This is a genomic window from Paenibacillus residui (assembly GCF_042677205.1).
Taxonomy (GTDB): domain Bacteria; phylum Bacillota; class Bacilli; order Paenibacillales; family NBRC-103111; genus Paenibacillus_L; species Paenibacillus_L residui.
In genome coordinates this window covers 1-6,404 of the sequence record NZ_JBHTIU010000110.1, presented here as the reverse complement: position 1 = coordinate 6,404, position 6,404 = coordinate 1, and the positions used below count along the sequence as shown (strand labels likewise).

At 53.3% G+C, this 6,404-nt stretch carries 7 protein-coding genes; 6 read left to right on the top strand and 1 reads right to left on the bottom strand.

Annotated features, from left to right (window positions below):
* From ACFQ03_RS25735 to glnA, 5 genes are all read left to right on the top strand, one after another.
* A partial coding sequence (locus ACFQ03_RS25735; protein ID WP_379291874.1) for a stage V sporulation protein K occupies positions 1-340 on the top strand: 340 nt, incomplete at its 5' end.
* A 27-nt stretch (positions 341-367) separates the two neighbouring features.
* Entirely contained in the window at positions 368-1,654 is a 1,287-nt protein-coding gene (hflX, locus tag ACFQ03_RS25730; protein WP_379291872.1) for a GTPase HflX, read from the top strand.
* Between the two features lie 90 nt (positions 1,655-1,744).
* Positions 1,745-3,001 carry a methionine gamma-lyase family protein gene (locus ACFQ03_RS25725; protein ID WP_379291870.1) on the top strand — a complete coding sequence of 419 codons (1,257 nt, stop codon included), beginning with the start codon at positions 1,745-1,747 and terminating at the stop codon, positions 2,999-3,001.
* Between the two features lie 215 nt (positions 3,002-3,216).
* Positions 3,217-3,618, top strand: a complete 402-nt coding sequence (locus ACFQ03_RS25720) for a MerR family transcriptional regulator (RefSeq protein WP_144933499.1) — start codon at positions 3,217-3,219, stop codon at positions 3,616-3,618.
* A gap of 38 nt (positions 3,619-3,656) precedes the next feature.
* Positions 3,657-4,985: a type I glutamate--ammonia ligase gene (gene glnA, locus ACFQ03_RS25715; protein ID WP_379291867.1), complete on the top strand. Its 1,329-nt coding sequence runs from the start codon at positions 3,657-3,659 to the stop codon at positions 4,983-4,985.
* Between the two features lie 183 nt (positions 4,986-5,168).
* Here glnA and lexA read toward each other — a convergent pair whose 3' ends face one another.
* Positions 5,169-5,789: a transcriptional repressor LexA gene (lexA, locus tag ACFQ03_RS25710; RefSeq protein ID WP_144933501.1), complete on the bottom strand. Its 621-nt coding sequence runs from the start codon at positions 5,787-5,789 to the stop codon at positions 5,169-5,171.
* Positions 5,790-5,941: 152 nt separating this feature from the next.
* On the opposite strand from lexA, the gene ACFQ03_RS25705 reads away from it, so the two are divergent.
* Positions 5,942-6,262: a LysM peptidoglycan-binding domain-containing protein gene (locus ACFQ03_RS25705; protein WP_144933502.1), complete on the top strand. Its 321-nt coding sequence runs from the start codon at positions 5,942-5,944 to the stop codon at positions 6,260-6,262.
* The last annotated feature ends 142 nt before the right edge of the window (positions 6,263-6,404 follow it).

Here is a 6,404-nt window from a genome sequence, read left to right as displayed (position 1 = left end):
TGAATTTATGCGGACCAATCCGGGGTTGCCGTCGCGGTTTCCGATTCAGGTGGATTTTCCCGACTATACGGTGGAGCAGTTGATGCAGATTGCTCATTGGATGATGAAGGAACGGGAGTATTCCTTCCATCCGCAAGCGGAATGGAAGCTGAAGCAGTATTTGACACGGGAAATCGAGAACAGCTTCGGGACATTCAGCAATGCCAGGCTGGTGCGGAATCTGATCGAAAAGGCTATGCGGCATCAAGCGGTCCGTCTGCTGCAGCTTAACAAGCAGCATCCGTCGCGGCAGGAGCTGATGACCTTGCGTCCGGAAGACTTGCGGCTGGACCGGGCCTGAAATAATAACTTTTGAAGGAGACGTTGTATGAAGCCGACCACTCATGATGTGATCGCCGCAGCGGAGGAGCGTGCCATTCTCGTCAGCCTGCTTACGCAGGAGGATAGGAAGAGCCGGGCCCGCCAAGCGGGCTATTCCATGGAGGAGCTGATCCGATTGGCCGAGACGGCCGGGGTCTCTGTTCTCGATACCGTCGTTCAAAGCCGCGAGGCTGCCGATTCGAAGTGGTTCATCGGGAAAGGAAAGGTGAGCGAGCTTCGGGAGCTATCGGAGGCGCTGAACGCTAATATGGTCCTGTTCGACCAGGAGCTATCGGGTGTCCAGGTGCGGAATCTGGAGGAAGCGCTGGATTTGAAAATCATCGACCGGACTCAGCTCATCCTTGATATTTTTGCCCGGAGAGCCCGGACACGCGAAGGAATTCTCCAGGTGGAGCTTGCGCAATTAACTTACTTGCTTCCGCGCTTGTCCGGTCATGGCAAGAATCTGTCCCGTCTCGGAGGAGGGATCGGAACGAGAGGGCCCGGGGAGAGCAAGCTGGAAACCGACCGCAGGCACATCCGCAGCCGGATCCGCGATTTAAAGCGGCAGCTTGCCGAAGTGATCCGCCACCGCACGCTTCATCGGGCGAGGCGGAGAAAAACCGGAGTGTACCAGGCCGCGCTGGTCGGATATACGAATGCCGGCAAGTCGACGCTGCTTAAGCAGTTGACGCATGCCGATGTATTGGTGGAGAACCAGCTCTTCGCCACGCTGGATCCGACCTCCCGCTTGTTGAAGCTTCCGGCCGGGAAGGAAATCGTGCTGACGGATACGGTCGGGTTTATTCAGAACTTGCCCCACGATCTGGTGGCCGCCTTCCGGGCTACGCTGGAAGAAGTGCTGGAAGCCGATCTCATTCTGCACGTGGTCGACAGTGCTTCGACGATGAGGGAGGAGCAGATGGAGGTCGTCCAGCAAGTGCTGGCGGAACTGGGGGCGCAGGGCAAGGAGCAGCTTACGCTGTTTAATAAAGTCGATCTGTGTTCGCCGGAAGAACGGGATCTGTTAACGGGGCCTGGCGACTTCATGCGTCTGTCGGCTTATCGCGCGGAAGATTTGGATAAACTCAAGGAGCGGATTCAGGATAAAATAGGCGGGGTCAGCCTGGAGTACCGCATTCCCGCACATCGCGGCGATCTGTTGGCGCAGGCTTACAGGATCGGAGAAGTGACCTCTTCGCAAACCGATGGGGAAGAGATAAGGCTGACGGTTCAGATCGGCCGCCCGGAATATGAGGTTCATGGCCATGCGCTGAAGGAATACGAGGTCTGAGACCTTACTGCGCTGGTCGGTCCCGGCGAGCCGGTGGATCGCGTCTTAAATAATGATTATGTGCAGACAGAACAAGGGAGAGAGAAAATCATGCAAGTGAATGAAGCTTTAAGCCCATATATCGAAAGGGTCGAACGGGAAATTCAAGGCCGGCTGCAGGAAGTAGACCGAGTGATCGACCATAATCAATGGAAGGTCATCCGTGCTTTTCAGAAGCACCAGGTCAGTGATTATCATTTCGCATCCTCGACAGGCTACGGGTATAACGATCGCGGACGGGAGGTGCTGGACAGTGTTTATGCCGATGTGTTCGGAGCGGAGGCGGGATTGGTCCGGCCTCATTTTGCCTCTGGAACTCATACGATTTCTACCGCTTTGTTCGGTGTGCTGCGGCCGGGAGATCAGCTCCTCTACATTTCGGGCACCCCGTATGACACGCTGCATAAGGTGATCGGGAGTCATGGAGACGGTACCGGCTCGCTCCGGGATTGGGGAATCCGCTATGACGAGGTAGATCTGCGGGAGGACGGCAGCCCCGATTGGGAGGAGATCCGGCGGAAGCTGACGCCCGAGACGAAGGTGGTCGGCATCCAGCGATCCCGGGGCTATGATTGGAGGCCTTCCTTCACAATTGCGCAAATCCGGGAAATGACGGACTTTGTCAAGCAGCTTCGGCCCGATGTCATCGTGTTTGTCGACAACTGCTACGGAGAATTTACCGAGACGCTCGAGCCGACAGAGGCGGGAGCCGATTTAATGGCCGGTTCGCTTATCAAAAATCCGGGCGGGGGCATAGCTCCGACCGGCGGTTATATCGTAGGCAAGCGGCAGTACGTGGAGCAGGCAGCCTATCGTTTGACAGCCCCGGGAATCGGCGGGGAAGTCGGAGCCATGCTGGATACGACCAGAAGTATTTATCAGGGGCTCTTCCTGGCTCCCCACTTTGTCGGACAGGCTGTCAAGGGGAGCATCTTCGCCGCTTGCCTGTATGAGCAGCTCGGTTTTGAGACAAGCCCTCGCTGGAATGAGGCGAGAACCGATCTCATTCAGGCGATTCGCTTCACCGGGCCAGATCATCTCGTTGCTTTCGTACAAGGAATTCAGCAGGCTGCGGCGGTGGATGCCTATGTGGTGCCGGAGCCTTCGGAAATGCCGGGCTATGAGCATGCGGTCATCATGGCCGCCGGTACCTTCATCCAAGGGGGAAGCCTGGAGCTGTCGGCGGACGCGCCTATTCGCGAGCCTTACATTGCGTATATGCAAGGAGGGCTTACCTATTCGCATGCGAAGCTCGGCGCCGTCAAAGCGCTGGAGCATCTGTGGCAGCGGGGGCTGCTGGCTCTGTAGCTGCATTAGAAAGTTTAAGTTCATTAGAGCATTAAAAATGGAGCCACTTTCTGATTGGGATAAAGCAGTTTTTAAAAAGAGCAGGTCTTGGCCTATTATTTCACTCTGTCTATAAGGAGGCAGGGAACCAAATTGGAGGCTGCAGTTTCTTGACGCGGCGAGAGCCGGAAAGTTACAATCAGTATGGAGATTACCACTCATGGGAGTGATGGCTGATGAGCGACGCAATCCGCAGAAACATGGCTCTGTTTCCGATGAGGATAGTTATGCAGCTCACGGATTTGTCCGCCAGGCAGATCCGGTATTATGAGCAGCACGAGCTGGTGAAGCCGGTTCGGACAGACAGCAATCAGAGGCTGTTTTCGTTCAATGACGTCGAACGTTTACTGGAAATTAAGAAGCATCTGGAAAAAGGCATCAACATTGCCGGGATCAAGCGGATGATTCATCAGGCGGCCGACGGAGAAAGGATGGGTCGCGAGCCGTCAGCGCTCAAGCGGCAGGAGCCGACTGATCCGCAATTGCATCGTTTGCTTAAGCAGCAGCTGAACGGCGGGAACCGCCTGGATCAGGTTTCTCTCAATCAAGGAGATATTTCCACTTATTTCAAAAGATGATATAGACCGCTTTCCAGCCTAGTTGAGGAGGACATAGGATGAGCTATACGAAGGAAGACATCTTGAAGATTGCCAAGGAGGAGAACGTTCGTTTTATCCGACTGCAGTTTACGGATTTGCTGGGTACGATCAAGAACGTGGAAATTCCCCTGAGCCAATTACCCAAAGCACTGGATAATAAAATGATGTTCGACGGGTCCTCCATCGAAGGATATGTACGGATCGAAGAGTCGGATATGTACTTGTATCCCGATTTGAGCACGTGGGTTATTTTTCCCTGGGTGGCCGAGGATCGGGTGGCCCGTTTGATTTGCGATGTCTATTTGCCAGACGGACAACCTTTTCCCGGGGATCCGCGCGGGATACTGAAACGAGCGCTTCAAGACGCGGAGGCCATGGGCTATACCTCGATGAATGTAGGGCCGGAGCCGGAATTCTTCCTGTTCCGCACAGATGAGAAGGGCTACCCGACGATGGAGCTGAACGATCAGGGCGGCTACTTCGACCTGGCGCCGACCGATCTCGGCGAGAACTGCCGCCGGGAAATTGTGCTGACGCTGGAGGAGATGGGCTTCGAAATCGAGGCTTCCCATCATGAAGTCGCTCCCGGCCAGCATGAAATCGATTTTAAATATGCGGATGCCGTTAAGGCGGCCGACCAGATCCAAACCTTCAAGCTGGTGGTCAAAACGATTGCCCGTCAGCATGGCCTGCACGCCACATTCATGCCGAAGCCGCTGTTCGGGGTGAACGGCTCCGGAATGCACTGCCATCAATCCTTGTTTACCGGCGGTACCAATGCCTTCTATGATGAATCGGACAAGCTGGGCTTGAGCCAGGTAGCCAGACAATATATGGCCGGAATATTGCGTCATGCCCGTTCGATGGCCGCGATCACCAATCCGACCGTCAACTCCTACAAGCGTCTTGTGCCTGGTTATGAGGCTCCGTGTTATGTCGCTTGGTCGGCAAGCAATCGCAGCCCGATGATCCGAATTCCGGCTTCCCGCGGTCTGAGCACGAGAGTGGAGGTGCGGAATCCCGATCCCTCAGCCAACCCTTATCTCGCCTTGGCAGTCATGCTGAAGGCGGGCCTGGACGGCATACGCAAGAAGATGCAGCTGCCGCCTCCGACCGACCGCAACATCTATGTCATGTCCGATGAGGAACGGGAAGACGAAGGCATTCCAAGCCTGCCGGCGGATCTTCGTGAAGCGCTCCAGGAATTAGTGGCGAACGATGTCATGCGGGAGGCGCTGGGCGAGCATGCTCTGACTCATTTCTACGAATTGAAGGAAATCGAGTGGAATATCTACCGGACCCAGGTGCACTCTTGGGAGAGAGATCAGTACATGTCTTTGTACTAAACTTGTTATACGGCGCCTTGGCCTGACTTGCAGGCTCCAGGCGAAATCTGTGGAAGCGTGTGTTCGATGAAATAAATAGCGGCCGTACTTCCGCATGAGGCGGCCGTAAAAATAACCTCCATGACGAACGGATCCGTTCTTGTCAGGAGGTTATTTCTATTGCGGGGCCGAGGTGCTGCAGGATTAATGAATATCGCGAAAAATTCCGATCACTCGGCCGAGGATGGTAACGTTCTTCAGACGAAGGGGCTCCATGCTAGAATTCTCCGGCTGCAGACGAATGTGATCCTTCTCCTTATAGAATGTCTTGACCGTGGCTTCATCATCTTCCGTCATGGCAACTACGATATCTCCATTATCGGCGGTGGGCTGCTGTCTGACAATGACATAATCGCCGTCATGGATTCCGGCTTCGATCATACTCTCGCCAATAACGTTCAGCATGAATACATTGTGGTCGCCTACGTAATGGCTGGGAAGAGGGAAGTAATCCTCGATATTCTCCGTTGCGGTAATCGGTGTTCCGGCCGTTACTTTACCGATCAGAGGCACTCTGGTTACGGACATGGGAAGGATTCCCCCTGTTCCGTCGCCATCAAGAATTTCTATCGCTCTGGGTTTGGTCGGGTCTCTGCGGATCAACCCCTTCTTCTCCAATCTCTCAAGATGGCCGTGAACGGTGGAGCTGGAAGCCAAGCCTACCGCTTCGCCTATTTCCCGCACGGAAGGAGGGTAGCCTTTATCACGTACTTCGTTCTTAATGAATTCCAATATCGCCTGTTGACGGTTTGACAATTTGGTCACAATGATCACTCCAATTGGAAATAATTAAATAAAGTATACCATAGAACCGGAGTTCGTACAAACATGGGTTCGAATTTTTTCGCAAAAGGGATTGACACAAACATTTGTTCGTTGTATTCTGTGAATAGAACAAATGTTTGGGGGTATTGACGATGAAAGCAACCATCCTTCCGGAACGCCCGGTAATTGCAAACAAGACGATTTTGCGCATTATGCTGTTAACGGTTCTAGTATTTGGAGTTATCTCCGCCTCTTACTCTTTTATTTTCCATGCTTATGCGGGGGATGCCAGAACAGGTTCTGTAGCGGTCAGGAAGGAGATTGACGTCGCCCCCGGGGACACTTTATGGTCTATTGCGAGTAAGCATGCTCCCGAGGGAGAGAGTACACGCTCCTATATAAACAAGATCAAGAAAGTTAACCAATTGCAGAGTTCCGTTCTGCACGAAGGTCAAATTCTCTTTCTTCCATAATGCGAGAGATCCAGAGTAGTATCTATATAAGAGTAGGTAAGACGAATTATTATATATTGTGGGCATTATATTAATGCTGGACAGTGAAAAGTTCTTGTCGAAAAATTCATGGGAATAAAGGTTAAAGGTGCATACAGGAAAA

Bases quoted from the DNA above. Each gene is read 5' to 3' on its own strand.
- hflX (WP_379291872.1), top strand. From the start codon at position 368: ATGAAGCCGACCACTCATGATGTGATCGCCGCAGCGGAGGAGCGTGCC.
- ACFQ03_RS25725 (WP_379291870.1), top strand. From the start codon at position 1,745: ATGCAAGTGAATGAAGCTTTAAGCCCATATATCGAAAGGGTCGAACGG.
- ACFQ03_RS25720 (WP_144933499.1), top strand. From the start codon at position 3,217: ATGAGCGACGCAATCCGCAGAAACATGGCTCTGTTTCCGATGAGGATA.
- glnA (WP_379291867.1), top strand. From the start codon at position 3,657: ATGAGCTATACGAAGGAAGACATCTTGAAGATTGCCAAGGAGGAGAAC.
- ACFQ03_RS25705 (WP_144933502.1), top strand. From the start codon at position 5,942: ATGAAAGCAACCATCCTTCCGGAACGCCCGGTAATTGCAAACAAGACG.